This window comes from Janthinobacterium rivuli (assembly GCF_029690045.1).
GTDB classification, from domain to species: domain Bacteria; phylum Pseudomonadota; class Gammaproteobacteria; order Burkholderiales; family Burkholderiaceae_D; genus Janthinobacterium; species Janthinobacterium rivuli.
Map to the genome: position 1 here is coordinate 5,707,730 of NZ_CP121464.1, position 25,003 is coordinate 5,732,732.

General features: G+C 64.1%; 25 protein-coding genes. 14 read left to right on the forward strand and 11 right to left on the reverse strand.

The annotated features are described in order from the left end of the window. The first annotated feature begins 51 nt into the window (after window positions 1-51). From glyQ to P9875_RS25940, 6 genes are all read left to right on the forward strand, one after another. Window positions 52-969 (forward strand): glycine--tRNA ligase subunit alpha, encoded by a 918-nt coding sequence (glyQ, locus tag P9875_RS25915; RefSeq protein WP_034746745.1) that lies wholly within the window; start codon window positions 52-54, stop codon window positions 967-969. Between the two features lie 39 nt (window positions 970-1,008). Then, complete coding sequence (glyS, locus tag P9875_RS25920) at window positions 1,009-3,111, forward strand: glycine--tRNA ligase subunit beta (RefSeq protein WP_278316987.1); 2,103 nt, start codon at window positions 1,009-1,011, stop codon at window positions 3,109-3,111. Then, a complete protein-coding gene (gmhB, locus tag P9875_RS25925) occupies window positions 3,111-3,698 on the forward strand; it encodes a D-glycero-beta-D-manno-heptose 1,7-bisphosphate 7-phosphatase (protein ID WP_051959086.1) in 588 nt (195 codons plus the stop codon). Before glyS ends, gmhB begins: the two co-directional genes overlap by 1 nt. 16 nt (window positions 3,699-3,714) lie before the next feature. Next, complete coding sequence (locus P9875_RS25930; RefSeq protein WP_034746739.1) at window positions 3,715-4,455, forward strand: lysophospholipid acyltransferase family protein; 741 nt, start codon at window positions 3,715-3,717, stop codon at window positions 4,453-4,455. 44 nt (window positions 4,456-4,499) lie between these two features. Then, window positions 4,500-5,435 (forward strand): M48 family metallopeptidase, encoded by a 936-nt coding sequence (locus tag P9875_RS25935; protein ID WP_278316988.1) that lies wholly within the window; start codon window positions 4,500-4,502, stop codon window positions 5,433-5,435. 64 nt (window positions 5,436-5,499) lie between these two features. After that, the gene (locus P9875_RS25940) at window positions 5,500-6,891 is read left to right on the forward strand and encodes a hypothetical protein (RefSeq protein WP_035822054.1); all 1,392 of its coding nucleotides are present in this window, start codon (window positions 5,500-5,502) and stop codon (window positions 6,889-6,891) included. Window position 6,892: 1 nt separating this feature from the next. On the opposite strand, the gene waaA is transcribed toward P9875_RS25940, so the two are convergent. The 4 genes from waaA to P9875_RS25960 all read right to left on the reverse strand — a co-directional run bounded on the left by waaA (window position 6,893) and on the right by P9875_RS25960 (window position 11,008). After that, a complete protein-coding gene (gene waaA, locus P9875_RS25945) occupies window positions 6,893-8,167 on the reverse strand; it encodes a lipid IV(A) 3-deoxy-D-manno-octulosonic acid transferase (RefSeq protein WP_278316989.1) in 1,275 nt (424 codons plus the stop codon). A gap of 18 nt (window positions 8,168-8,185) precedes the next feature. Beyond that, window positions 8,186-9,208: a lipopolysaccharide heptosyltransferase I gene (gene waaC, locus P9875_RS25950; protein WP_278316990.1), complete on the reverse strand. Its 1,023-nt coding sequence runs from the start codon at window positions 9,206-9,208 to the stop codon at window positions 8,186-8,188. Between the two features lie 4 nt (window positions 9,209-9,212). After that, window positions 9,213-10,607 carry a phosphomannomutase/phosphoglucomutase gene (locus tag P9875_RS25955; RefSeq protein ID WP_278316991.1) on the reverse strand — a complete coding sequence of 465 codons (1,395 nt, stop codon included), beginning with the start codon at window positions 10,605-10,607 and terminating at the stop codon, window positions 9,213-9,215. Window positions 10,608-10,699: 92 nt separating this feature from the next. After that, the gene (locus P9875_RS25960) at window positions 10,700-11,008 is read right to left on the reverse strand and encodes an H-NS family nucleoid-associated regulatory protein (protein WP_099401568.1); all 309 of its coding nucleotides are present in this window, start codon (window positions 11,006-11,008) and stop codon (window positions 10,700-10,702) included. Between the two features lie 408 nt (window positions 11,009-11,416). Between P9875_RS25960 and P9875_RS25965 the strand changes: the two genes are divergently transcribed. From P9875_RS25965 to P9875_RS25995, 7 genes are all read left to right on the forward strand, one after another. Continuing rightward, complete coding sequence (locus P9875_RS25965) at window positions 11,417-12,256, forward strand: symmetrical bis(5'-nucleosyl)-tetraphosphatase (protein ID WP_278316992.1); 840 nt, start codon at window positions 11,417-11,419, stop codon at window positions 12,254-12,256. 93 nt (window positions 12,257-12,349) lie between these two features. Continuing rightward, window positions 12,350-13,270, forward strand: coding sequence for an AraC family transcriptional regulator (locus P9875_RS25970; protein WP_099401570.1), 921 nt, complete (start codon window positions 12,350-12,352; stop codon window positions 13,268-13,270). A 118-nt stretch (window positions 13,271-13,388) separates the two neighbouring features. Next, on the forward strand, window positions 13,389-13,943 hold the full coding sequence (locus P9875_RS25975; RefSeq protein WP_099401571.1) for a carboxymuconolactone decarboxylase family protein: 555 nt from the start codon (window positions 13,389-13,391) through the stop codon (window positions 13,941-13,943). Window position 13,944: 1 nt separating this feature from the next. Then, window positions 13,945-15,027: an acyl-CoA dehydrogenase family protein gene (locus tag P9875_RS25980; protein ID WP_278316993.1), complete on the forward strand. Its 1,083-nt coding sequence runs from the start codon at window positions 13,945-13,947 to the stop codon at window positions 15,025-15,027. Further along, window positions 15,024-15,818: an ABC transporter ATP-binding protein gene (locus P9875_RS25985; RefSeq protein WP_278316994.1), complete on the forward strand. Its 795-nt coding sequence runs from the start codon at window positions 15,024-15,026 to the stop codon at window positions 15,816-15,818. The genes P9875_RS25980 and P9875_RS25985 overlap by 4 nt, the downstream gene beginning before the upstream one ends. A 17-nt stretch (window positions 15,819-15,835) precedes the next feature. Continuing rightward, window positions 15,836-17,080 (forward strand): ABC transporter substrate-binding protein, encoded by a 1,245-nt coding sequence (locus P9875_RS25990; RefSeq protein ID WP_035822077.1) that lies wholly within the window; start codon window positions 15,836-15,838, stop codon window positions 17,078-17,080. A 2-nt stretch (window positions 17,081-17,082) separates the two neighbouring features. Continuing rightward, on the forward strand, window positions 17,083-17,847 hold the full coding sequence (locus P9875_RS25995) for an ABC transporter permease (protein WP_035822080.1): 765 nt from the start codon (window positions 17,083-17,085) through the stop codon (window positions 17,845-17,847). On the opposite strand, the gene P9875_RS26000 is transcribed toward P9875_RS25995, so the two are convergent. From P9875_RS26000 to P9875_RS26025, 6 genes are all read right to left on the reverse strand, one after another. After that, window positions 17,844-18,590 carry a lysophospholipid acyltransferase family protein gene (locus P9875_RS26000; protein WP_278316995.1) on the reverse strand — a complete coding sequence of 249 codons (747 nt, stop codon included), beginning with the start codon at window positions 18,588-18,590 and terminating at the stop codon, window positions 17,844-17,846. The genes P9875_RS25995 and P9875_RS26000 overlap by 4 nt on opposite strands. 87 nt (window positions 18,591-18,677) lie before the next feature. Further along, window positions 18,678-19,979 (reverse strand): dihydroorotase, encoded by a 1,302-nt coding sequence (locus P9875_RS26005; RefSeq protein ID WP_219307997.1) that lies wholly within the window; start codon window positions 19,977-19,979, stop codon window positions 18,678-18,680. A gap of 24 nt (window positions 19,980-20,003) precedes the next feature. Further along, on the reverse strand, window positions 20,004-20,969 hold the full coding sequence (locus P9875_RS26010) for an aspartate carbamoyltransferase catalytic subunit (protein ID WP_034780223.1): 966 nt from the start codon (window positions 20,967-20,969) through the stop codon (window positions 20,004-20,006). Beyond that, entirely contained in the window at window positions 20,962-21,486 is a 525-nt protein-coding gene (gene pyrR, locus P9875_RS26015) for a bifunctional pyr operon transcriptional regulator/uracil phosphoribosyltransferase PyrR (RefSeq protein WP_035828187.1), read from the reverse strand. The genes P9875_RS26010 and pyrR overlap by 8 nt, the downstream gene beginning before the upstream one ends. 39 nt (window positions 21,487-21,525) lie before the next feature. Continuing rightward, entirely contained in the window at window positions 21,526-21,924 is a 399-nt protein-coding gene (gene ruvX, locus P9875_RS26020; RefSeq protein WP_217916667.1) for a Holliday junction resolvase RuvX, read from the reverse strand. Beyond that, complete coding sequence (locus tag P9875_RS26025) at window positions 21,921-22,523, reverse strand: YqgE/AlgH family protein (RefSeq protein ID WP_035822086.1); 603 nt, start codon at window positions 22,521-22,523, stop codon at window positions 21,921-21,923. The genes ruvX and P9875_RS26025 overlap by 4 nt, the downstream gene beginning before the upstream one ends. 386 nt (window positions 22,524-22,909) lie before the next feature. Between P9875_RS26025 and P9875_RS26030 the strand changes: the two genes are divergently transcribed. Continuing rightward, window positions 22,910-24,373, forward strand: coding sequence for a cryptochrome/photolyase family protein (locus P9875_RS26030; protein WP_278316997.1), 1,464 nt, complete (start codon window positions 22,910-22,912; stop codon window positions 24,371-24,373). Here the strand turns inward: P9875_RS26030 and P9875_RS26035 are convergent. Next, on the reverse strand, window positions 24,366-24,995 hold the full coding sequence (locus tag P9875_RS26035) for a hypothetical protein (protein WP_278316998.1): 630 nt from the start codon (window positions 24,993-24,995) through the stop codon (window positions 24,366-24,368). The two genes, P9875_RS26030 and P9875_RS26035, sit on opposite strands and share 8 nt — an antisense overlap. Between the last annotated feature and the right edge of the window lie 8 nt (window positions 24,996-25,003).

Here is a 25,003-nt window from a genome sequence, read left to right on the forward strand (position 1 = left end):
CTTCAAGCAAACCTTAACAAAGCGCAGCCTCCCGCGCGGCGAACTCATACGATGCTCACATTTCAACAAATTATCCTGACCTTGCAAACCTATTGGGACAAGCAAGGTTGCGCCCTGCTCCAGCCTTACGACATGGAAGTCGGCGCCGGCACCTTCCACACCGGCACCTTCCTGCGCGCGATTGGCCCGGAACCGTGGCGCGCCGCGTATGTGCAGCCGTCGCGCCGCCCGAAAGATGGCCGCTATGGCGAAAACCCGAACCGCATGCAGCACTACTACCAGTATCAGGTGGTCTTGAAGCCGGCGCCGGAAAACATCCTCGACCTGTATCTGGGTTCGCTGGCCGCCCTGGGCCTGGACTTGAAGCAGAATGACGTGCGCTTCGTCGAAGACGACTGGGAAAGCCCGACTTTGGGCGCCTGGGGCCTGGGCTGGGAAGTCTGGCTGAACGGCATGGAAGTGACCCAATTTACCTACTTCCAGCAAGTGGGCGGCCTCGATTGCAAGCCCGTGCTGGGCGAAATCACCTACGGCATCGAACGCCTGGCCATGTATCTGCAAGGCGTGGAAAACGTGTACGACCTGGTGTGGACCGAGTGGGAAGAAAACGGCACCACGAAAAAACTGACCTACGGCGACGTCTTCCACCAGAACGAGGTGGAGCAATCGACCTACAACTTCGAGCACGCGAATACGGACCTGCTGTTCGAACAGTTCGGCAACTACGAAGCGGAAGCGAAGCGTTTGATCGAGCTGCAACTGACCCTGCCCGCCTACGAGAAAATCATGAAGGCCTCGCACAGCTTCAATATGTTAGATGCGCGTGGCGCCATCTCGGTGACGGAACGCGCCGCCTACATCGGCCGCGTGCGCACCCTGTCGCGCCTGGTGGCACAAGCGTATTACGACTCGCGCGAGCGCCTCGGTTTCCCGATGCTGCCCGCCGCAGACCAACCCGCCGCCGCTTGATCGCCTAGCTCATACACCGCCGTACCAGACAAGAACACCATGAACCAAACACTGCTCATCGAACTGCTGACCGAAGAACTGCCGCCGAAAGCGCTGGCCAAACTGGGCGCCGCCTTCACGGCCGGCATCGTCAACGGCCTGAAGGCGCGCGACTTCCTCGAAGCCGACAGCGTCGCCACCAGCTACGCCTCGCCGCGCCGCCTGGCCGTCTCCATCACCAACGTGCGCGAAGTCTCGCCCGACAAATCGATCCGTGAAAAAGTCCTGCCCGTCTCCGTGGCGCTGGACGCGAACGGCAACGGCACGCCGCCGCTGGCCAAGAAACTGGCCGCGCTGGGCTTCCCCGACCTGACGGTGGCCGAGCTGGAACGCGCCGCCGACGGCAAGGCCGAGAGCTTCTTCTACACCTACACGGCGCCAGGCAGCCAGCTCGCCACCGGCGCGCAGGCGGCATTGACGGAGTCGGCCGCCAAGCTGCCGATTCCAAAACTGATGAGCTATCAGCGCCCGGACGGTAGCACCGTGCAGTTCGTGCGCCCGGCCCACAGCCTGATCGCCCTGCACGGCATCAATATCCTGCCCCTGACCCTGCTGGGCCTCGCGGCCGGCCGCACCACCCTGGGCCACCGCTTCCTGACCGACGGCGAACCGATCACCATCGCGCACGCGGAAAACTATGCGCCGTCGCTGATCCTCAACGCCAGCGTCATCGCCAGCAACGAGGAACGCAAGGAACGCATCCGCGCCCAGCTGCTGGACAAGGCTGGCGCCGACCAGGTCTTGATGCCCGAAGCGCTGCTCGATGAAGTGACGGCCCTGGTCGAATGGCCGGTCGTGTATGAATGCCACTTCGAGGAAGAATTCCTGGCCGTGCCGCAGGAATGCCTGATCCTCACCATGCAGACGAACCAGAAATACTTCGCCCTGACGGACAGCGAAGGCAAGCTGCGTTCGCGCTTCCTGATCGTCTCGAACATCGAGACGGACACGCCCGAGCACATCATCGGCGGCAACGAGCGCGTCGTGCGCCCGCGCCTGTCCGACGCCAAGTTCTTCTTCGAGCAAGACAAGAAGAAAACCCTGGCATCGCGTCTGCCGCTGCTGGCCAACGTCGTCTACCACAACAAACTGGGTACGCAAGCGGCCCGCACAGAAAGAGTAAAAGCATTAGCCGGCGCCATCGCCGCCAAGCTGCAATACGACGTGGCCCTGGCCGAACGCGGCGCCCTGCTGGCCAAGGCCGATCTGCTGACCGACATGGTGGGCGAATTCCCCGAGCTGCAAGGCATCATGGGCACCTACTATGCGCGCCATGACGGCGAGCCGGAAGAAGTGGCGCTGGCCGCCTCCGAACATTACCAGCCGCGCTTTGCCGGCGACAGCCTGCCAACCACCGGCACCGGCACCGCCGTGGCCCTGGCCGACAAGCTCGAAACCCTGGTCGGCATCTGGTCCATCGGCCTGGCGCCGACGGGCGACAAGGACCCGTTCGCGCTGCGCCGCCACGCGCTGGGCGTGCTGCGCATGCTGCTGGAAAAACGCTTGCCTTTGTCGATCCAGGGCTTGCTGGCAGATGCGGCCGCGCAGTTCGCCGCCGTACCAGGCTTCAAGGATCCGGTCGCGGATGTCACCACCTTCATGCTGGACCGCCTGCGCGGCATCCTGCGCGAGCGCGGTTTCTCGCCAAATGAAATCGAAGCCGTCGTGGCGCAAAACCCGGACCGCCTGGACGACATCGTGCAGCGCCTGGAAGCCGTGCAAGCCTTTGCCGCCCTGCCGGAAAGCGCCTCGCTGGCAGCGGCCAACAAGCGCATCACGAACATCCTGAAAAAGAACGAGGAAGCCGTGAGCCAGGTCGCCGCCGGCGGCGTCAACGTGGCGCTGCTGCAGGACGAAGCGGAGAAAAAACTCGCCGCCGCCGTCTCGCGCGTGCAGCCGGAAGTCGATGCGGCCTTTGCCAAGGGCGACTTCACCAGCACCCTGCAAACCCTGGCGCAGCTGCGTGACGACGTCGATGGCTTCTTCAATGACGTGATGGTGATGGCCGAGGATGTCGCCCTGCGCAACAACCGCCTGGCCTTGCTGTCGTCGCTGCACGGCATGATGAACCGCGTGGCCGACATTTCCAAGCTGGTGGCATAATGGGCACGCCGGCGCTGAAACTGATTATTCTCGACCGCGATGGTGTCATTAATCATGACTCGCCGGACTTCATCAAGTCGCCTGCCGAATGGCTGCCGATACCCGGTTCGCTCGAGGCGATCGCCCGCCTGAACCAGGCTGGCTATCGCGTGGTCATCGCCTCGAACCAGTCTGGCATCGCGCGCGAATATTTCGACATGACGGTGCTCAACGCGATCCACCAGAAGATGCACACCCTGGCGCAGCAGGTGGGCGCCGATATCGACGCCATCTTCTTTTGCCCGCACGCGGGCGCGGACAATTGCGACTGCCGCAAGCCGAAACCGGGCATGTTCCATGAAATTTCGCAGCGCTACAACACCAGCCTGAAAGGCGTGCCCACGGTCGGCGATTCGCTGCGCGACCTGCAGGCCGGTTTCATCAGCGGCTGCGTGCCCTACCTGGTATTGACGGGCAAGGGCGAAAAAACCAATGAAACGGGTGGCCTGCCGCCTGGCACCCAGGTCTTCGCCGACCTGGCCGCTGTCGTCAGCCACCTGCTCAAGGCGCCCGCGGCATCGGCGCCCGCCGTGGCATTGAGCATCTAATCTTCGGAGAACCGCATTGCGTAATATTTCCCTGTTCCTGCGATCCCTGCTGTTCATGATCATCATGATCGTGGCCACCATCGTCTGGGCCTGCGTGTGTTTTTTTGCCGCGCCATTGAGCTACAACAAGCGCTATTGGGTCACCTCGCGCTGGAACGTGTTTATCCTGTGGTGTGCCAAGGTCATTTGCGGCATCCGCTACGAAGTCAAGGGCGCCGAGAACTTCCCCGATGCGCCAGCCATCGTGCTGTCGAAGCACCAGTCGGCCTGGGAAACCATCTTCTTGCTTCCCAGCCTGCCACGCCCACTCGTGTATGTGTTCAAGAAGGAGATTTTGTACATCCCCTTCTTCGGCTGGGCCATGGCGCTGCTGCGCATGATCCCCATCGACCGCAAGCAGGGCAAGCATGCGTTCAAGAGCGTCGTCGCGCATGGCAAGCGACGCCTGGCCGATGGCCAATGGATTATCATGTTCCCTGAAGGGACCCGCATTCCCGTCGGCCAGGCGGGCAAGTACAAGAGCGGCGGCACGCGTCTGGCGATTGCCACGGGCGCCGTGGTGGTGCCGATTGCGCACAATTCAGGCGAGTGCTGGCCCAAGCAGTCATTCCTCAAACGCCCGGGACTGATCACCGTCTCGATAGGCAAACCGATTTCGCCGGAAGGGCAAACCCCGGACAGCATGATGCAACAGGTGGAAAATTGGATAGAATCAGAAATGCGCGTCATTTCGCCTCACGCCTACAACGCTGGCTAGACGGCATCAGCGCGGTCATCCAGGAGCCGACACTGCGCCAGCAGATGAAGACCATCAAGGTCGGCGACCAGCAACTGGATTTGTTCGCGCATGACGTCTCGACCAGCACGCCCCCGGCGGTGCGCCCCACGGCACCGCCAGCGCCGCCCGTGGAGGCAAAGCCTGTAGTTCACCTGGCGCCGCCACCGGCGCCTGTCACGCCTCCCGCGCGCCCTGTCCTTCCCTCCCCGCCACGTACCGACGATGGCCCGCCATTGCGCCAGCTGCAGCTGGGCAGCCACCTCGTCGAATTCGCCCTGCGCCGCTCCACGCGCCGTTCCATCGGCTTCATGATCGACGATAACGGCTTGCGCGTGACGGCGCCCAAGCGCGTCACCCTGGCCGAAATCGACAACGCCATCCGCGCCAAGCAAGGCTGGATCGTCTCGAAGCTGCTGGAACGGGGCGAGCGCAAGGTGCAGCGCCAGCAGCGCCCGCCCGTGGCCTGGGTCGACGGCGCCGTGCTGCCTTACCTCGGCGGCGAGATCACCTTGCGATTGCACCAGGCACCGCGCCACCGCGCCAGCTTCCAGCGCGAGACGAATGAGCTGCACGTATGGGTCACGCCCACGGGCAGCGAGCAGCAGTTGAAGGAAAAAGTGAAGGGCTGGTTCCAGCATGAAGCGCGCCAGCTGTTCGAAGTGCGCCTGGACGTGTATGCGGACAAGCTGGGGGTGCAGTACGACTCGCTGTCGCTGTCGTCAGCCGGCACGCGCTGGGGCAGCTGCACCATCGAGCGCAAGATCCGCCTGAACTGGCGTTTGATCCACTTCGCCCTGCCGCTGATCGACTACGTGGTGGCGCACGAACTGTCGCACCTGCTGGAAATGAACCACAGCCCCCGCTTCTGGGCCACCGTGGAATCGATTTATCCCGATTACGACGGCGCCAAGCAGGCGCTCAGAAAACGCTCGCAGGAGTTGCCCGTTTTGTTCCAATGAGACGGCACTACCGCCTGCGCCGTAGGCATGGGATACTGGATGTTCCATCCTGCCCATTTCGTCCATGAATATTTTCAAGATGCTGTTTGGCGCCAAGGCTGCCGCCGCGCCAGCAAGCCAACCACTGCCTGCAGCGCCCAGTGACCAGCCCTCGCTGGAAGATGAACTGAACCATTATTCCGGCTATGAACGACAGGCCGCGCTGGAACGCTGTGCCGCTCTGGACAGGACAGACCTACTGCCCTTGGTCATCGTGCGCCTCAATGACTGGGTGCCTGCCGTGCGCGATGCAGCGCGTGTCACCATGCAGCACCTATTGCCACTGGCGCCAGTCCCCCAGTTATTGCAGATACTACCGAACGTTCTGCGCCTGCGTGAAATGAGCAGGAGCGACCATGCGGACTGGCTGCAGCACTTTGAACGCACCGTACTTGAACTGCTGAGCGTGCAAGACTTGCTCGATGGCGTCTGTGGCAAGAACGTCCATGTCGCCAGGAGCTGCTTCTACATGCTGCACCAGTACGGTCTGGGCGATCGAGCACAATACATCGGTATGGCGCTCGCCACGCGCGGAGATACGGTACTGGCAACGCAAGCGCTACGGCTGTGCGCCAGCACCGCACCCGACGTACAAACGGCGCTATACCTCAAAGCGATGTCGTCGCCTTTCGGCCGGATACGTACCAGTGCGTTATTGTCGCTGACGCAAGCGCCTGGCGGCCAGGATATGCGCGCGCTGGCGTTGACAAGCCTGTTGGATGCCCAAGCGTCGGTACGCTACCTGGCCGTCGCCTGCCTTCAAACAATGGGAGAGGATGCACGCATCAGCTACCGCGCCATTCTGGCCAATCCGGCATCGAACACGCAGGCCATTCGTGTCAGCCTGCTGTCGCTGGGCAGCCTGCGCGCGCCAGAAGATCTTGAGCTGATTCGTGCCTTTACGCAGTCAACGCCGCCATCCGTGCGCCTGGCGGCCTACAACGCCTGGTTCAAGGCGGCGCCATCCGATAAAGACGAGATCGCCCTGCAAGCTGCAGGCGACGTAGCGCCAGGCATGCAGAAATTTGCCTGCCAAATGGTATCGCGTCAGGGTGCGTTCATTCCCTTCGCCACACTGCGCCCCTTGCTGGAAGCGAGGGGTGAGCATTATCTGCTACTACGCTACGCTTCCGGCAACAAGTGGCAATGGCTCGCGACCATCGCGCACCTGGCCCTGGCGCACGCACCACACGGGCCACCCCAGACGTACCTGGACCATGAACTGCTGCGTTGGATCAGGGATGCTCACCGCATTACCGGTGAGCCGAATGGTCAACAGCATGACCTTCTGTCACAAGAGTACGCACAAGCAGCGCTGCGCGCGCTGTTGACAGTGCACGACGAGCAATACAGCACGTTGCTCACGCATGAACTGGCACTGCATCAGTTGACTCCTGCCAAGACCCCGCAGCACTAAACTATCGCAGCAAAGGTTGGACGGCAGCGATAGTGCGCGGCGTGGCGCCCCGGTGCTGCGCCGCGAAGGCCAACGCCTTTTGCCCCATCGACGCCAGCTGCGCGGGATCCTGCAGCAAGGCCGACGCCTGCGCCATCAGCGCGTCGGCGTCCGCCACCCGCGCAGCACCGCCGGCAACAATCGCCTGCTCGGTCACGAGCGCGAAATTGAAGGTGTGCGGGCCGATCAGCACGGGCTTGCCCAGGGCCGCCGGCTCGATCAGGTTTTGCCCGCCCAGCGGCAGCAGGCTACCGCCCACAAAAGCGCAATCGCAGGCCGCGTAATACGCAAACATCTCGCCCATCGAGTCACCCAGCAGCACCTGCGTACCCGCAGAAACAGTATCGCCCTTGGCCAGACCAGACCTGCGCTGCACGGCCAAGCCCTGAGCCACGACCAGTTTTTCCACCTCGTCGAAGCGCTGCGGATGACGGGGCACGATCAGCAGCAGCGCATTCGCCGGTAGAGTGGTGCGGGCATAGGCATCGAGAATCAGCTGCTCTTCCCCTTCGCGCGTGCTGGCGCATAGCAGCACGGGACGTGCGCCGATGGCTGCGCGCAGCGCCGCCCCCGTCGCCAGCGCCGCCTCGGGCACGACGACGTCGAACTTGATGCTGCCCGTGACGACGACTTCCCGCACGCCCAGCTGGCGCACGCGATCGGCGTCGTCCTGCGTCTGCGCCGCCACCAAGGTGATGCCGCGCGCCGCATCGGCGATGAGCTTACCCAGTCTCTGCGCCTTGCCCAGCGAGCGCTGCGACAGGCGCGCATTGGCCAGCACCACGGGCACTTTGTAGCGATTGCATTGGTGGATCAGATTCGGCCACACTTCCGTCTCCATCAGGATGCAGATACGCGGTGCGAAATGGCGGATGAAACGGGCCGGCATGGCGCCCGTGTCGTAGGGCAGATAGCTTTGCACGAGGCGCGCGCCGTGTTTGGCGAACAGGGATTTGCCCGTGGCGCGCCCCGTCGGCGTCATGTGCGTGAGGACGATGCGGCACGCAGGCCAGGCGGCCAGCAGCGCATCGATCAGCGGCTCGGCCGCGCGCGTCTCGCCGACGGAGACGGCGTGCAGCCAGATGGTGTCCGTGGCAGATGCCGGCTGGCGGCCGTAACAGCCCAGGCGCTCGCCCCAGTGCTGGCGGTAGCCGGGTTCCTGGCGTCCGCGCAGCCACAGCCGCGCCAGCACCAGGGGCAAGGCCAGCCACCAGGCGAGGGTATAAAGAAGTCGCATGTTTATTGAATGTTAAAGTCAGGCGGGAGGATAGTCGGCCAGCAGGCGCCGCGCCGCGGCCAGCACTTCCGGCACGCCGGGCGGCGCGCCTTTGTCGCCCAGGTTGATGATTTTCGGCGACCAGTTGCCTTCCGTTTTCCACAGCGGCGAATCGGCATAGATTTCCACCGTCGGGCGCACAAAGGCGGCGGCGATGTGCGTCAGGCCCGTGTCAACGCCGACCACCAGCGCCGCGTGGCGCGCCAGCAGGGTGGCGTCGCCCATCGACAGTTTCGGCAGCACGCGCGCGTTGGGCAGGCCGGCCGCCAGCACTTCCGCTTCCGCCTTTTCCTTGGGCGAACCCCAGGGCAGCAAAATCGGCATCGGTGCGAGCGCCTGGCCTAGAGCGATCCAGTGTTCCGGCGCCCATTTCTTGGCGTCGCGCGCCGTGCCGTGGAAATACACGCAGTAAGGTGCTTCGCCCATCCAGTCCGGGCGCGGCTCGCTGTTCGATACTTCCGGCAAGCCGAAATCGGCCGGGGTGTCGACCGCGTAGCCGAGCGCCGCGCCGGCCACCAGTCGGCCGCGCGCCACCGCATGCGTGCGCGGGTCAAGCGGAATGCTTTTCGTGTGGAACAGGCGCGAGATGCCTTCGTAGCCGGAGCCTTCGCTGCCATTGGCCAGGCCGACCTTCTGTCCGCCCGGCGCCAGGCGCGCGGCACCCATGATGATGCCCGTCTTGAGCAAGCCCTGGGTATCGAACACATAATCGTAATGCGTCTGGCGCAGGCTGCGGAAGAAGGCGGCGATTTCCGCGCGCGTCTCCTTCTTGCCCAGGCTCTTGCGCCAGCGCCGCAGCGCGAACGGGAAGATGGTATTCACGCGCGGGTTCAGGCGCACCAGACTCGTGTAGCCCTCTTCGACCACCCAGTCGATGGTCGCATGCGGGAAATGGCGGGCGATGTCCGCCACCATCGGCAGGTTATGCAGCACGTCGCCCAGCGAGGATACCCGCACCAGCAGGATTTTCAAGGGCGCCTGTGCGCCAGGTTGAGCCGCCATGCTGTCAGAACGGCAGTTCGGCGTCTGGCTTGGCGGCCAGGATCACGCTCTTGAACTGTCCCTGGATGCGCGCCAGGGCTGCCGGCGTTTCCGCTTCGAAGCGCATGACGATCACCGGCGTGGTGTTCGACGAACGGGCCAGGCCGAAGCCGTCCGCGTATTCCACGCGCAAGCCGTCGATGGTGATGATCTGTTCATTGCCGGGGAAGACGGCGTCGCGGCGCAGCATGTCCATCAGCGCGACGTTCTCGCCTTCCTTCAGTTCCAGGTGCAGTTCCGGCGTGCTGTCGGACTGCGGCAGGGAGTTCAGCAGGGCCGAAGGATCCGCTTCGCGCGTGAGGATTTCCAGCAGGCGGGCGGCCGAATACAGGCCGTCGTCGAAACCGTACCAGCGGTCCTTGAAGAAGATATGGCCGCTCATTTCGCCGCCCAGCGGCGCGCCCGTTTCGCGCAGCTTGGCTTTCACCAGCGAGTGGCCCGTCTTGTACATCAGCGGCACGCCGCCATGCTTGCTGATCCACGGCGCCAGGTGGCGCGTGCATTTCACGTCGTACAAAATCTGCGCGCCAGGATGGCGGGTCAGCACGTCGGCGGCAAACAGCATCATCTGGCGGTCGGGGTAGATGATCTGGCCATCCTTGGTGACCACGCCCAGGCGGTCGCCGTCGCCATCGAAGGCGATGCCGATTTCGGCATCCGTCTCGGCCAGGCAGCGGATCAGGTCTTGCAGGTTTTCCGGATGCGCCGGGTCCGGGTGGTGGTTCGGGAAATTGCCATCGACTTCGCAGAACAGTTCGATGACGTCGCAACCCATGCCGCGGAACAGGTCGCCCGCGAACGCGCCGGCCACGCCATTGCCGCAGTCGACGGCGATCTTGATCGGGCGCGCCAGCTTGACGTCGCCCAGGATGCGCTCGATGTAGGCGGCGCGGATATCGTGCGTGGCATAGGTTCCCGGGTTGGCAACGTCCTTGGCGCTGGCGCTGCCGTCGTGCGCGACGATGCTGTGGTACAGGGCCTGGATCGCTTCGCCGTGGATCGCTTCACCGGCCAGCACCATCTTGAAGCCGTTGTAGTCGGGCGGATTGTGGCTGCCCGTGACCATGATGCCGGAGCGCGTATCGAGCACGTTCGTGCCGAAGTACACCATCGGCGTGGCCACCACGCCCAGGTCGATCACGTCGACGCCTGCCGCTTGCAAGCCCTGCGCCAGCGCCGCCGTCAATTCCGGTCCCGACAAACGGCCATCGCGGCCGATCACGACCCGCTGCTCGCCCTTGGCCAGGGCGGCCTGGCCAAATGCCTGGCCGATCTTGTGCGCCACGCTGGCATCGAGGGTTTTAGCGATGATGCCGCGAATATCGTAGGCCTTGAAGATCGTTCTGGACAATGGAAGCATGGTGTGGGCGGTATAAGAGGGTCAAATAGGGAAGCCTGGCAAGGCGCGGCGCGCGGCTGACAGCCGTGCCACTGCGCCAGGAGTATACCGAATTATACGCGCAGCAGATCGATCGACTTGCCCGATTCCACCCACTGTTTGACCCACAGCGGCTGGCGGCCACGGCCAGTCCATTGCTCGGCCGCATTGTCAGGATGGCGGTAACGCACGGCGACTTTGCCCGTGCGCGGGTGCAAGCCATCGAGTATCAGCTGTTTCAACGGAATGCCCGCCTGCTGCGCGATGGCCATGATCTGTTCGCGCGCCTTGTTCAAGTCTTCGCGCTCGCGGCCATTCAATTCCTGCTTCACATTATCTTCCAGTTTGCGCAATTCCAGCATCGTCAGCGTCGACAGATCCATTGGTACATCCTTTATATTAATTTAAATAATAAAATCACGTGGAATATACTACATTGCATAAATACCTGCGCACCATTGCATAATCCATCGCCAATTGAATCACGACTCCCGATTTATTTGGCGGCCCAACATTAAGATTAAATGAAGAATATGCAGGAAGCGTGCGTGGAGGTAAATAAACATGGATGAAATGGCATTCCGGCATGCCTGAGCGGCGTGCCGCAAGATAATGACCGATATATGACAGCGGAAAGTTCCACCCAATTAAATCCCCCTGCGGCCATAATCGGCGCCCTTATTTTCTTCCGCCGGCCAGACTCGCAATCGGGAAACCGCCAGCAATACAGCCGACGCCAATGGGCCGGCATGCTTATAATGCAGGCGCGTAGTTCACTTCACCCGGCACATATGAAAACTTACTTTATCGGCGATCTGCAAGGCTGCCATGCACAAACCGTCGAACTGATCGAACGGATCCAGGCGGCAGCCGATGGCCCCTACCACCTGCTGTTCGCGGGCGACTTGATCAATCGCGGCCCGGCCTCGCTGGCCACCCTGCGCCACGTTTACGCGCTGGCGCGGCAGGGCCTGGCCGACAGCGTCCTGGGCAACCATGACTTGCACCTGCTGGCCGTGGCCAACGGCATCCGCCCCGAGCATGCGTCCGATACGCTGGCCGAGATCCTCGACGCGCCCGACCGCGACGAGTTGATCAACTGGCTGCGCCAGCGGCCATTGGCGCTGGAACACGACGGCCATGTCCTCGTGCATGCGGGCCTGCTGCCGCAATGGAGCGCGGCCCAGGCCCTGTCCCTGAGCGGGGAAGTGTCCGCCATGCTGCGCAGCGACGGCTGGGTGGCCTTCCTGCGCACCATGTACGGCAACGAGCCGGCCGCCTGGCGCGACGACCTGCAGGGCGCCGACCGGCTGCGCTGCATCGTCAACGCGATGACGCGGCTGCGTTTTTGCACGCCGGACGGCGTGATGGACTTCAAGATGAAGGAAAGCGGCAGCCCGCCACCGGGCTCCGGCCTGCTGCCGTGGTTCGACGTGCCGGGACGGCGCAGCGCCGGCGACACCATCGTCTTCGGCCACTGGTCGGCGCTGGGACTGCAGTTGCGGGAGCACCTGATCGGCCTTGACAGCGGCTGCGTCTGGGGTGGAAAACTGTCAGCCGTGTGCCTGGAAGACCGCTCCTTGCTGCAGGTCGATTGCCCCGCCTTCCAGCAGCACAGCGGCAAGCGCTAAATGGCAAGCATGGCGCGCATATGCTTAGTCGAAATCGGTCGTTGGCCTTGCCGCGCGCAGCCCGTATGATGGCGCTTTTTCCTGTGCGATCCCATGCATCCTGATACCGACAGACTGGCGCGCTGGCTGCTCGGCAGCCTGGAACTCGACACCGCCGTCCTGCATGTGGGCCAGTACTGCGGCCGCTGGCGCGCTTCCACGGCGGGCCGGGAACTGGGCAGCTTCCACCTGGTGCTCGACGGCCACTGCTATCTGCACCTCGACGGGGCGGCGCCGATTGCGCTCGGCCCGCGCGACGGCGTCTTCCTGCTGCGCGACTTGCCGCACTTCCTCAGCCCCCACAGCGACCCGCTGCAGGCGGTCAGCGCGCAAGCGATGCTGCCGCTGCAAGCGTCCACGGACCAGCCGGCGACGGCGCTGGCCTGCGGCTTCTTTCAATTTCGCGGCGCCCTCTCCGCGCTGATCGTCGACTCGTTTCCGCCGTATCTGCTGATACGCGGCGACGCCCCCGCCTTCAGCGCCGCTGCCGCCCTGTTCGACCTGATCCTGGCGGAGGCGGGGGGCGACCCGGAACAGCCATCGCCCCTCATCGCGCGCCTGGTCGAACTGCTGTTCTTTTACCTGATCCGCCATGTGGCGCAGGGCGAGCAGGTGGCGGCCGGCCTGCTGTCGCTGCTGCACCAGCCCGCGTTTTCGCCGCTGCTCGAACGCATGCTCGACGCGCCCGCCGACGACTGGTCGATCGAGAACATGGCCAAGGCCGCGTGCATGTCGCGCGCCAGCTTCTGCAAGCATTTTGCCAGCGCCAGCGGCCACTCGCCGGCCCAGTTCCTGCTCCTGCTGCGCATGAAGATCGCCGCGCGGCGCCTGCACGACGGCGTCTCCGTCGAACGCGCGGCCGAACTGGTGGGCTACCGCTCCCACGCCGCCTTCACGCGCGCCTTCAAGCGGGTCACGGGCGAGCAGCCGGGCGCCTACCGGCGCGACCAGCGATTGCGCCAGCTGGCCAGCTGAAGTCAAGGAACGCGAAATCGCAGACGAACGAACACAAAACGACGACGCTGACGTCTGTTGCGTGCACGGCATGGCCGATATAATGGCCGGGTGACTTACCAACTTAGCAAGGTACCCCATGTCCCGTCTGACGCTGCACACTCTCGATACCGCCCCGGCCGATAGCCGCCCCTTCGTGGAAAAGGCCATCGCCAACAATGGCTTCCTGCCCAACCTGATCGGCGTGCTGGCCAATGCCCCGCTGGCCCTGGAAACCTATCTGACCGTCTCCGGCATCAACGGGCGCGCCAGCTTGAGCCTGATGGAACGCGAAGTGGTGCAGATCACGGCCGCGCGCATCCACGGCTGCGATTTCTGCATCGCCGGCCATAGCGCCATCTCGCTGAAAAAGGCCGGCCAGACGCCGGACACGGTGCGCGCCCTGCAGCACGGCCAGCCGACGAACGACGCAAAACTCGACGCCGTCGCCGCCTTCGCCACGGCCGTCATCGCCACGCGCGGCGCCGTCAGCGACGCCGAATATCAAGCCTTCCTGGCCGCCGGCTACAACGAGCAGCAGGCGCTGGAAGTGGTGCTGGGCATCAGCCTGGCCACCCTGTGCAATTTCTCCAACAGCCTGGCCGGCACGCCCGTCAATCCGCAATTGACGCCCTACCTGCCTGGCGCCGTCTGACATGGGCCAGCTCAATCACTGGCTGCACACGCATGCCGACCAGCTCGACCAATCGTCGGAACTGGCTGAAGCCGTTTTGCCGGCACTCGCTGGCGACCAGTTGCTGGCCATCGGCGTGCCGCGGGAACACGGCGGCGCGGGCGGCGACGTGCGCGACGCCATCGACGCCATCGCCAAAGTGGCCGAGCAATCGGTGACGGCCGCCTTTGTCTTCTGGGGCCAGCGCTGCTTCATCGAATTCCTGCTGCAAAGCGAGAACCGCGCGCTGGCCGAGCGCCGCTTGCCCGGCCTGCTGGCAGGCACGCAGGCAGGCGCCAGCGGTTTGTCGAACGCCATGAAATTCTTGTCCGGCATCGAGCAGCTGCAAATCACGGGCGCGCGACACGATGACGGCCTGCTCGTCGACGGCGGCCTGGCCTGGGTGACGAACTTGCGCAAGGCGGGCTTCGTCGCGGCCGCCGCCGTGGCGCCGGACGACGGCGCGCCACCCGTCATCGTCGCCTTCGACAGCGGCACGGCTGGCGTCAAACGCAGCGACGACCTGGACCTGATCGCTCTGCGCGGCAGCAATACGGCTTCCGTCAAGCTGGCGCAGGTGCACATCCCCGCCTTGGACATCATCAGCGACAACGCGCCGGCCTGGCTGCCGCAGGTGCGCCCGTCGTTCCTCGGCATGCAGTGCGGTCTGTCGATCGGCCTGGCGCGCGCCAGCCTGGCCAAAGCGGCGCAGATTTCCGCCGGCTCGCGCAACGCGCTCACGCCCCGCATCGAAGCGCTGCAAGCGACCCTGGAAAGCGCCGTCGCGACCCTGCTGGCCGGCGTGCACGATGGCCGCTTCAGGACGCAGGCGCCGGCCATGTTCCGCCTGCGCATACAGCTGGCCGACGTGCTGCAGCAGGCGCTGATGCTGGAACTGCAAGCCATGGGCGGGCGCGCCTATTTGAACGCCGAGCAGCAGGGCTTTGCCCGCCGCTGGCGCGAATCGTCGTTCATCCCCATCGTCACCCCCAGCCTGACGCAATTGCAGGCGGCCTTGCAGCTGTTCGACAGCCAGCAGGCGGCCAAGGCGGGAGCGTCGGCATGAGCGTGGCTGATTGGGCGCTGCAGGCACAGGACCTGAGCTACGCCTATCCTGGCACGGCGCCCGTGTTCCAGCACGTCTCGCTGGGCGTGCGCAAGCGCGAAATCGTCTGTCTGCTGGGCGGCAGCGGCTGCGGCAAATCGAGCCTGCTGCGCGTGCTGGCCGGCTTGCAGCCACCATCCACGGGTGAGATCCAGTTCCTCGATGCGCCCATGCGCGAACCGGACCCGCGCAGCGCCCTCGTCTTCCAGCAAGCCAGTTTGCTCCCCTGGCTGAACGTCACGGGCAACGCCGGCTTCGGCCTGGACTTCAAGCACCAGCCGCAGCTGACGCGCGCAGCGCACGAGGCGCGCGTGGCGCAAGCCATCGAAGCGGTCGGCTTGAAGGGCCGTGAAAAGCTGTATCCGTCCGCGCTGTCGGGCGGCATGGCGCAGCGCGTGGCCCTGGCCCGTGCTCTCGCGCGCGAGCCGGAACTGCTGTTCGCCGACGAACCGTTTTCCGCCCTCGACGCCATCACGCGCGCCGAGATGCAATCCTTGCTGGTCGACGTGGTGCACCGCTGGCACACGGCCGTGCTGCTCGTCACGCACGATATCGACGAAGCGATTCTCGTGGCCGACCGCATCTTGCTGATGGGCGGCAAGCCGGGCAACATCGTGCGCGAATGGCCTGTCGCCATCGACCAGCCACGGATCGGCCACAGCGCCGACGTCATCGCCCTGAAGATGGATATTCTCGACGCCCTGCAGGCGCTGCAAAAGCAGGATCAAGCGCCTGCCTTTGCTCCCCATTAATCGACCGGAACTTTCCCATGACATTCGAAGACCACAACAAACCCCTGCATATCTGCGCCTCGTCCGATTGCGACTGCGGCCTGACGCGGCGCGACTTCCTGCGCATGTCGGCCCTGGCCACGGCCAGCGTCGCCTCGCCCCTGCTGTTCGCCGGCGACGCCATGGCCCAGCAAGGCCCGAAAGGCGACGACCAGCCCGTGAAAATCGGCTACCTGCCGATCACCGACGCCACCCCGCTGCTCGTCGCCCACGCGCGCAAGCTGTTCGAAGCGGAAGGCTTGCAGGCGGAAACGCCACGCCTGTTCCGCAGCTGGGCGCAGATCATCGAAGCTTTCGTCGCCGGCCAGGTCAACGTCATCCACTTGCTGTCGCCCGCAACCCTGTGGGTGCGCTACGGCGCCAAGTTCCCCGCGAAAGTCGTCGCCTGGAACCACGTCAACGGCTCCGCGCTGACGGTGGCCAACGAGATCAACAAGGTCTCCGACCTGGGCGGACGCACGGTCGCGATCCCCTTCTGGTACTCGATCCACAACATCCTGCTGCAGCAAATCCTGTCCTCGAATGGCTTGACTCCAGTCACGCGCGCGCGCAACGCGGCCATCAAACCGAATGAAGTCAACCTGATCGTGCTGGCGCCGGCCGAAATGGTCTCGGCCCTGGCCAGCAAGTCGATTGCCGGCTACATCGTGGCGGAACCCTTCAATGCGGCGGCGGAAAACGCCGGCATCGGCAAGATCCTGCGCTTCTCGGGCGACGTGTGGAAAAACCATGCGTGCTGCGTCACTTTCCTGTCAGAGCGCGACATCAACACGCGTCCCGAATGGGCGCAAAAGGTCACCAACGCCATCGTCAAGGCGCAGCTGTGGACGCGCTCGAACCAGGTCGACACGGCCAAGCTGCTGTCGAACGTGGGCGAGCACCGCTACACGCCGCATCCGCTGCAAGTGCTGACCAAGGTGCTGGCCACCACCGATTACGCCGGCTATGAAAAGCAGGGCCTGATCGTGCACAAGAACTGGCAGCAGCGCCGCATCGACTTCCAGCCGTATCCATTTGCTTCGTACACGGAAGAACTGGTGCGCGCCATCGGCCGCACCAAGGTGGAGGGCGATACGCGCTTCCTGGCCAACCTCGATCCGAAGTTCGCCGCGCGCGACCTGGTCGATGACCGCTTCGTGCGCAAGGCCATCACGGCGGTCGGCGGCCCGGCCGCCTTCGGCTTGCCGGCCAACCTGCTGCGCAGCGAAACCGTGGCGGTCTGACGATGGCAAGCAAGTTGTTCACGAAGTTCGGCCTGCCCCTGGTGGGGCTGGCCTGTGCCTTGCTGCTGTGGTCCATGGGCGTGACGGCGCTGGAGAAATCCACGCCGATTGCCACCGCCTTTGCGCCGCTGCCAACGGCGCTGGCGTTCCAGGAGATGGTGGGCGGTGCGGATATCTGGCTGCACGTGGTATTGAGCCTGCAAAGGGTGGCCGTGGGCTTGGGACTGGCCATCGTCATCGGCGTGCCGCTCGGTGTGCTGGTGGCCATGTCGAAAAGCTTTTCCGGCGCCGCCATGCCGCTGTTCCAGCTGCTGCGCATGATTTCGCCGCTGTCGTGGATGCCGATCGCCGTGATGGTGCTCGGTGTCGGTGACGCGCCCGTGTACTTCCTGCTGGCGTTTGCGGCCGTCTGGCCGATTTTGCTCAATACGGCGGCCGGCGTGGCGCGGCTCGATCCGAACTGGCTGCTGCTGGCACGCAGCCTGTCGGCCACGCGCAGCGAGATCGTCTTCAAGGTGATTTTACCAGGCATTACGGCCGATATCCTGACGGGCGTGCGCCTGGCCATCGGCATCATCTGGATCGTGCTGGTGCCGGCGGAAATGCTGGGCGTGTCGGCGGGTCTTGGCTACTTCATCCTCGACACGCGCGACCGGCTCGCGTATTCGGAACTGATGGCCGCCATCGTGCTGATCGGCATACTCGGTTTCATCCTCGACTACCTGGCCCGCGCCGCGCATGCGCGCTGGCTGCACGTGAAGAATTAAGCTGCCTTCTCCAGCGGCAGCGTGGCGGCGATAGTCGCCTGCGTTGCCGCCGCCAGCTCGCGCCGGTGCGCGTCCAGCGTCGCCACCGGCGCCAGACAGGTCAGGCGCGCCGTGATGGGCGGGCCGCTCAGGATCGCCACCATGCTTTGCGCAAAGCTCATGTCGCCGATGAAATCGACGGCGTGGTGCAAGGCCCCCTTGTCATCCACATACACGAGCGCGAACGGCTGCACCGGCACTTGCGCGTCGATGGCCGCCTCGAACAGATTGGCGTGAAACGGCAGGATCTGCCCTTGCGCTGCGGTCGTGCCTTCGGGGAAAAACGCGATGCGCTCGCCCGCCGTCAATTTATCCACCAGGCCCTGGAAGATCAGGCGCAAATCGCGCTTGCTGCCGCGCGAAATGAAAATGGTGCCGGCGCGCCCCGCCAGCCAGCCCAGGATCGGCCAGGCGCGGATTTCCGCCTTGGCGACGAAACGGCAGGGATGGACGGCATTGATAACGAAGATGTCGAGCCACGAAACGTGGTTCGCCACCACCATCGCATGCTCGAGCGCCGGCACGCTGTCTGCCGGCTGCGCCACGTGCACGCCGCAGATGTCGAGCAGCTGCGTCGACCAGCGGCGGATGCGCCGGTTGCGCCCCTCCAGGTCCAGCCAGGGAAAGAGCACGGCGCTCTTGGCCATGCCGCAGCCCAGGTGAATGGCGATGCGCGCGAGGCGGTAGGTAAGCAGAAGTTTCAAATCACACCAACAAATAAACCAGAACCGAAATCCGGGAGCAGACAAGGGGTGCCGGGGCAGCATGCCCCCGGTCCATGGATCTGATTTTTAACGCTGAAACGCCACCCGTCCGGCAACGATGGTCGCCTTGACGATGCCGCTCAGCTCATAGCCGAGGAAAGGCGTGTGCTTGCCCTGGCTGGCCAGCGAGGCCGACGACACGGTCCAGCGCGCGGCCGGATCGAAGACGCAAATGTCGGCCGCTTCGCCCACGGCCAGGCTGCCGGCCGGGATACCGGCGACACGGGCCGCGTCGGACGTGACCTTGGCCACGGCGCGCGCCAGCGGACGTGCGCCCGCCTGCGGCTGGCCCAGCGCGTAGTCGTCGGCCCATTTCAGGGCCAAGGACAGCAGCAGTTCCAGGCCAGTGGCGCCGGGCGACGCTTCGCCGAACGGCAGCAGTTTTTCATCATCGTCGACCGGCGTATGGTCCGAGCACATGGCGTCGACCGTGCCGTCCAACAGGCCGGCTCGGATCGCATCGCGGTCACGCTGGCTGCGGAACGGCGGCGTCACGCGTGCGTTCGGGTCGAAAAAGCCGATGTCGGCATCCGTCAGGTGCACATGGTGCACGCCCACGTCGCAGGTGACGGGCAAGCCTTCGGCCTTGGCCGCGCGGATCAGTTCCAGGCCGGCCGCCGACGAAATGCGGCACAGGTGCACACGCGCGCGGCTGGCGCGCATCAATTCGAAAATCGTGTGCAGGGCGATGGTTTCGGACATCACGGGCACGCCGGACAAGCCCAGGCGCGAGGCCAGCGGGCCGCTGTGGGCGATGCCGCCACGGCCGATATGCGGGTCTTGCGGGCGCAGCCAGACGGTGTAGCCGAAGGTGTTCGCGTACTGCATGGCGCGCAGCAGCACGGTGGTGTCTTCGATCGGCTCTTCCGCCTGCGCGAAGCCGATGCAGCCCGCTTCCGTCAGTTCCGCCATCTCCGTCAGCGACTTGCCTTTCAAGCCCATGGTCAGTGCGCCCAGCGGGTGCACGTGGGCCTTGTTCTGCGTCTTGGCGCGGTATTTCAGCATTTCCACCAGGCCCGGCTCGTCCAGCACGGGATCGGTGTCGGGCGGGCAGACCAGGCTCGTCACGCCGCCTTGCAGCGCCGCCTGCAATTCCGATTCCAGGGTCGCCTTGTATTCGTAGCCCGGCTCGCGCAGGCGCGCGGACAGGTCGACCAGGCCGGGGGAAACCACCAGGCCGGCCGCGTCAAACGTGGTGTCGGCGGTGAAGCCGGCCGGGGCGCTGCCCACGGCCAGCACCTTGCCGTCGGCGATAAACAGGTCTTGCAAGCCATCGATGCCGTTGGCAGGGTCGATCAGGTGGCCGTTCTTGATATGTAGTGTCGTCATGCTCGCTTACTCGTCCTTGGGCTATCAGCCCTGATTACCAGCCAAAATACTCATCACCGCCATGCGCACGGCGATACCGAAGGTCACCTGCGGCAGGATCACCGCCTGCGGACCGTCGGCCACGGCCGAATCGATTTCCACGCCGCGATTCATCGGGCCCGGATGCATGACGATGGCGTCCGGTTTCGCCAGCGCCAGGCGCTCGGGCGTGAGGCCGTAACTCTTGAAATACTCCTGCGCCGACGGCAGCAGCGCGCCGCTCATGCGTTCATTTTGCAGGCGCAGCATGATGATCACGTCCACGCCTTTCAAGCCTTCATCCATGTTGGTGAAGGTGCGCACGCCCATCTGCTCCAGGCCGCCTGGCAGCAGGGTGTGCGGGCCGATGGCGCGCACTTCCGGCACGCCCAGGGTGGTCAGCGCATGGATGTCGGAACGGGCCACGCGGCTGTGCAGGATGTCGCCCACGATGGCCACCGTCAGATTGGTGAAATCCTTCTTGTAGTGACGGATCGTGTACATGTCGAGCAAGCCCTGGGTCGGGTGCGCGTGGCGTCCGTCGCCCGCGTTGACGACGTGGACGTGCGGCTGCCTGGTGTCGATCAGGTGCTTGGCGATCAGGTAGGGCGCGCCCGACTGCGCGTGGCGCACGACGAACATGTCGGCATGCATGGCCGACAGGTTGTCGATGGTGTCGAGCAGTGACTCGCCCTTGCTGGCCGACGAGGCCTGGATGTTCAGGTTGATGACGTCGGCCGACAGCCTTTTTGACGCGATCTCGAAGGTGGTGCGGGTGCGCGTGGAGTTTTCAAAGAACAGGTTGAAAACGCTCTTGCCGCGCATCAGCGGCACCTTTTTCACATCGCGGTCGGAGATGCCGACGAACGAGGAAGCCGTGTCGAGGATGTGGTTGACGATAGACTTCGGCAAGCCTTCAATCGTCAGCAGGTGTTGCAGTTCGCCGTGTTTATTCAGTTGCGGATTAAGCATGGTGGGTATCTATGGTGAGCGTGAATTTTCCATCGTCGGCTTGCTTCAGGACCAGAGCCTGGCCCGGCGGCACGGCTGTGAAGGCGGCCACGAAATCGGCGGCCACCGGCAGCTGGCGTTCGCCGCGGTCGACCAGGGCGGCCAGCATGATCTTCGCCGGACGGCCATAGTCGAACAATTCGTTGATGGCCGCGCGCGTGGTGCGGCCCGTGTACAGCACGTCGTCGACCAGCAGGATGGTGGCGCCGGCCACGTCAAAGCTGATTTGCGTCGGCTTGACGTCCGCATGCAGGCCCTTCTGGGCGAAGTCGTCGCGGTAGAACGAGACGTCGAGCACACCCAGGCGGCCCGGCAGGTTCAGGTCGCGCGCCAGGCGTTCGGCCAGCCAGGCGCCGCCCGAATGGATGCCGACGATGGCCACGTTGGGGATGCCCGCCAGGCCGCTCTGCACTTGCTGCAGCAAGACCGCGTACAGGGCCTCGGCGTCGAGTTGGGATGGATTCGTAGGATGCGGCATGGAGTTCTTGATCATTCAGGAATGGGCCAAAAGGTCAGATTAATAATTCGCGTCAAAATACTGTTGCAGGATGATGGCGGCGGCGCGGTCGTCGATGACCTCACCTCGCCTGGCGGCGATGACGGCCGAGGAATAGCGCTCGTCGACCAGTTCCACCGGCAGGTTGAAGCGGCCATGCACCTGGTTGGCGAAACGGCGGCAGCGCGCGCTCATCTCGTGTTCCGTGCCATCGGGATGGCTGGGCAAGCCCACCACGATGCGGCTCGCGCCCCACTCCTTGATCAGGCTATCGATGGCGGCAAACTTCGGCTCGTTCGCCGTGGCCGTGATCACGCTGAGCGGCTTGGCCTGGCAAATCATGGTATTGCCGATGGCCACACCGATGCGTTTCAAGCCGAAATCGAAGGCGAGGATGGTGTCAATGGCGTCACCGCTCATGCGTGTCCGGCTTCCGATGCCAGCATGAGAGGGTCGATACCCAGCAGCTTGATGGCCGCCACGTAGCGCTGCTCGATGGGAAAATCGAACAGGATGTCGGCCGAGGCGCCTACCGTCAGCCAGCCATTGCGGCCGATTTCGTCTTCCAGCTGGCCCGGACTCCAGCCCGAATAGCCGATCGAAACGAGCATGCGCTCGGGGCCATCGCCCTTGGCGACGGCTTCGAGCACGTCGATCGACGTGGTAAACGCGATTTCATCGGTCACGGTCAGCGACGAGGAATAGCGGGCGCCCGGCGTATGCAGCACGAAGCCGCGGTCGTCCTGCACCGGGCCGCCGAACATGATCGGTTCGTTGATGATGGGCGTGTCGCTGCCGGCCGCCAGTTTCAGGTCGATGCGGTCGAACAGCACTTCCATGGTCATGTCGGTGGGTTTGTTGATGACGACGCCGAGCACGCCGTTTTCATTGTGTTCGCACACGTAGACGACCGTGCCGCCGAAGATCGGGTCTTGCATGGCCGGCATCGCAATGAGGAAATGGTTGGCCAGATTCAGGGTGGAGGAACCGGTCGCGGCCGGCTCTCCCACACCCTGCATCAAACGATGTCCTGGTAGAGTCTGGTCGATTTTACTCTTTTTCATACGCGATGCTCTCTCTGTGGGCTTGCTGGCAAGTCTTGCTTACCCCGCTATCGTACGCCTGGCACAAGCTGCCGCAAATCTTGGGCGGCGCGCACCGTGGTGCCAGGCGTTATTCTTGTTATGTTATAAATTAATGATCCATTTGCCATGCTTGCCGGCGTATTTCAATGCCAATTGTAAAATTGATTGCAAAATCGCTGTCGCACATAAAGCACCATGAACATACCCGGTAGTTTACACTGAATTGCCGCCGCAGCGACGCCAAAGGCGCGACGCGAGCGGCCATAAATCCCTGTTGGCGGCAAAAAATCGCCTATCTTTGACCCTGAACACGCGAAATAATGACAATCAAGACTTCCCTGGTGTGGTTCCGGCGCGATCTGCGCGCGTTTGATCATGCTGCACTGCATCACGCCCTGCGCCAGAGCCAGGCCGTGCATTGCGTCTTCGTCTACGACACCACCATCCTGGCAACCCTGCCGCGCCGCGACCGGCGCGTCGACTTCATCCATGCAAGCGTGGCCGAGCTCGCCAGTGAGCTGCGCCAGCTCGGCGGCGACCTGATCGTGCTGCACGCGGACGCGGCCGAGGCCATCCCGCGCCTGGCCGCCGAGTTGAACGCCGACGCCGTCTTTGCCAACCACGACTACGAGCCGCAAGCGATCGCCCGCGACGCCACGGTGGCCGCCGCGCTCACGCGCGACGCGCGCCTGTGGTTCAGCTTCAAGGACCAGGTGATCTTTGAAAAGGACGAGGTGCTGACGCTTTCCGCCAAGCCGTATACCGTCTACACGCCGTATAAAAATGCCTGGCTGAAGAAAATGCGCGCCGAACCCGGCTGCCTGGCGCCGTTCGACATCGAACCGCATGCGGCCAGCCTGGCGCCGCCGCGCACTGGCACGCCGGCGCCCCTGCCCACCTTGGGCGAGCTGGGTTTCGAGGCCAGCAACCTGGCCGAACTGGCCATCCCCACCGGCATGTCGGGCGCCAGTCAACTGTTCGAGGATTTTTTGCCGCGCGTGGCCCGCTATGACGTGGCGCGCGATTTCCCCGCCCTGAAGGGACCATCCTACCTGTCCATGCATCTGCGCTTCGGCACCGTCTCGCTGCGCTACCTGGTGCGCACCATCGTCGACCTGATGGACCGTGGCGGTGGCGGCGACGGCGCGCCCGTGTGGCTGGCGGAACTGATCTGGCGCGATTTCTACGCCATGATTTTGTACCAGAACCCGCACGTGGAAGGCGGCGCCTTCAAACTGGCCTACGACGCCATCGCCTGGGAAACGGGGCCCGAGGCCGATGCCGCCTTTGCCGCCTGGTGCGAGGGACGCACCGGCTATCCGCTGGTGGACGCGGCCATGGCGCAGCTGAACCAGACGGGCTATATGCACAACCGCCTGCGCATGGTCACGGCCTGCTTTTTGATCAAGGACCTGGGTATCGACTGGCGCCGCGGCGAAGCGTATTTCGCGCTGCACCTCAATGACTTCGACCTGGCATCGAACAACGGCGGCTGGCAATGGGCATCGTCCTCCGGCTGCGACGCCCAGCCTTACTTCCGCATCTTCAATCCCGTCACGCAGTCGGAAAAATTCGATGCCAGCGGGCGCTTCATCCGCCGCTATCTGCCGCAACTGAAGGCGCTGGGCGACAAGGAAATCCACGCGCCCTGGCTGGTGCCGCGCATGCTGCTCGAACAAAAAAACATCGTGCTGGGACGCGATTATCCGGAACCGCTGGTGCAGCACGACGAGGCGCGCAAGGAGACCCTGGAACGTTATGCAGTGGTCAAAGTGCTCAAGTAGAGCCGCCGGCTTCCGGTGTGGTGAACGGCGTCCAGACCGACCGCCAGGCGCCGTGCGGCAGTTTCGCCTGCATGGAAAGGGAGAGTCCTCCCGTTCCTAGTGGCTCACCCGGCTGCCATTGCTGGTTTTCCAAACTCAGTGCCCGCGCCCTTCCCACGTCGACATTGATCATTTCCTTGGTGTCATAGCCGATTTCCAATATCGGGTGCAGCACCTTGCCCATACCGGTCAGATACAAGGTATCGACATGGACATCGGGCTTGTCGAAACGTTCGTACTTCCTTGTCGCCGCGGATTTGAAACCCTTGCCCGTGGCGATGGCAATGGTAGCCGGGCCATCGCATCCCAGCAGCGCGGCGAGTGCCCAATAGTCATGGTCAACAATGAGCAGCCTGGCCAGGCAGCGTTCTATCCATGCCGGCTCATCGGCCCTGAACGCATTCCAGTAGGGCTTCAGCGAGTTCTGGAGATAGCCCACTTCGTGCAGCGCCCCGACAAGGTTGATTTGCCTGTCGATGGCGTCGACATCCTGCAACAGGTGGGCTGCGGCCGCGGCGACCGCATGCTCACCATTGACGATGGCTTTGTCTTCGAGTTTTTTCAGTTTGACGTGAAGGCTCATTATTTTCC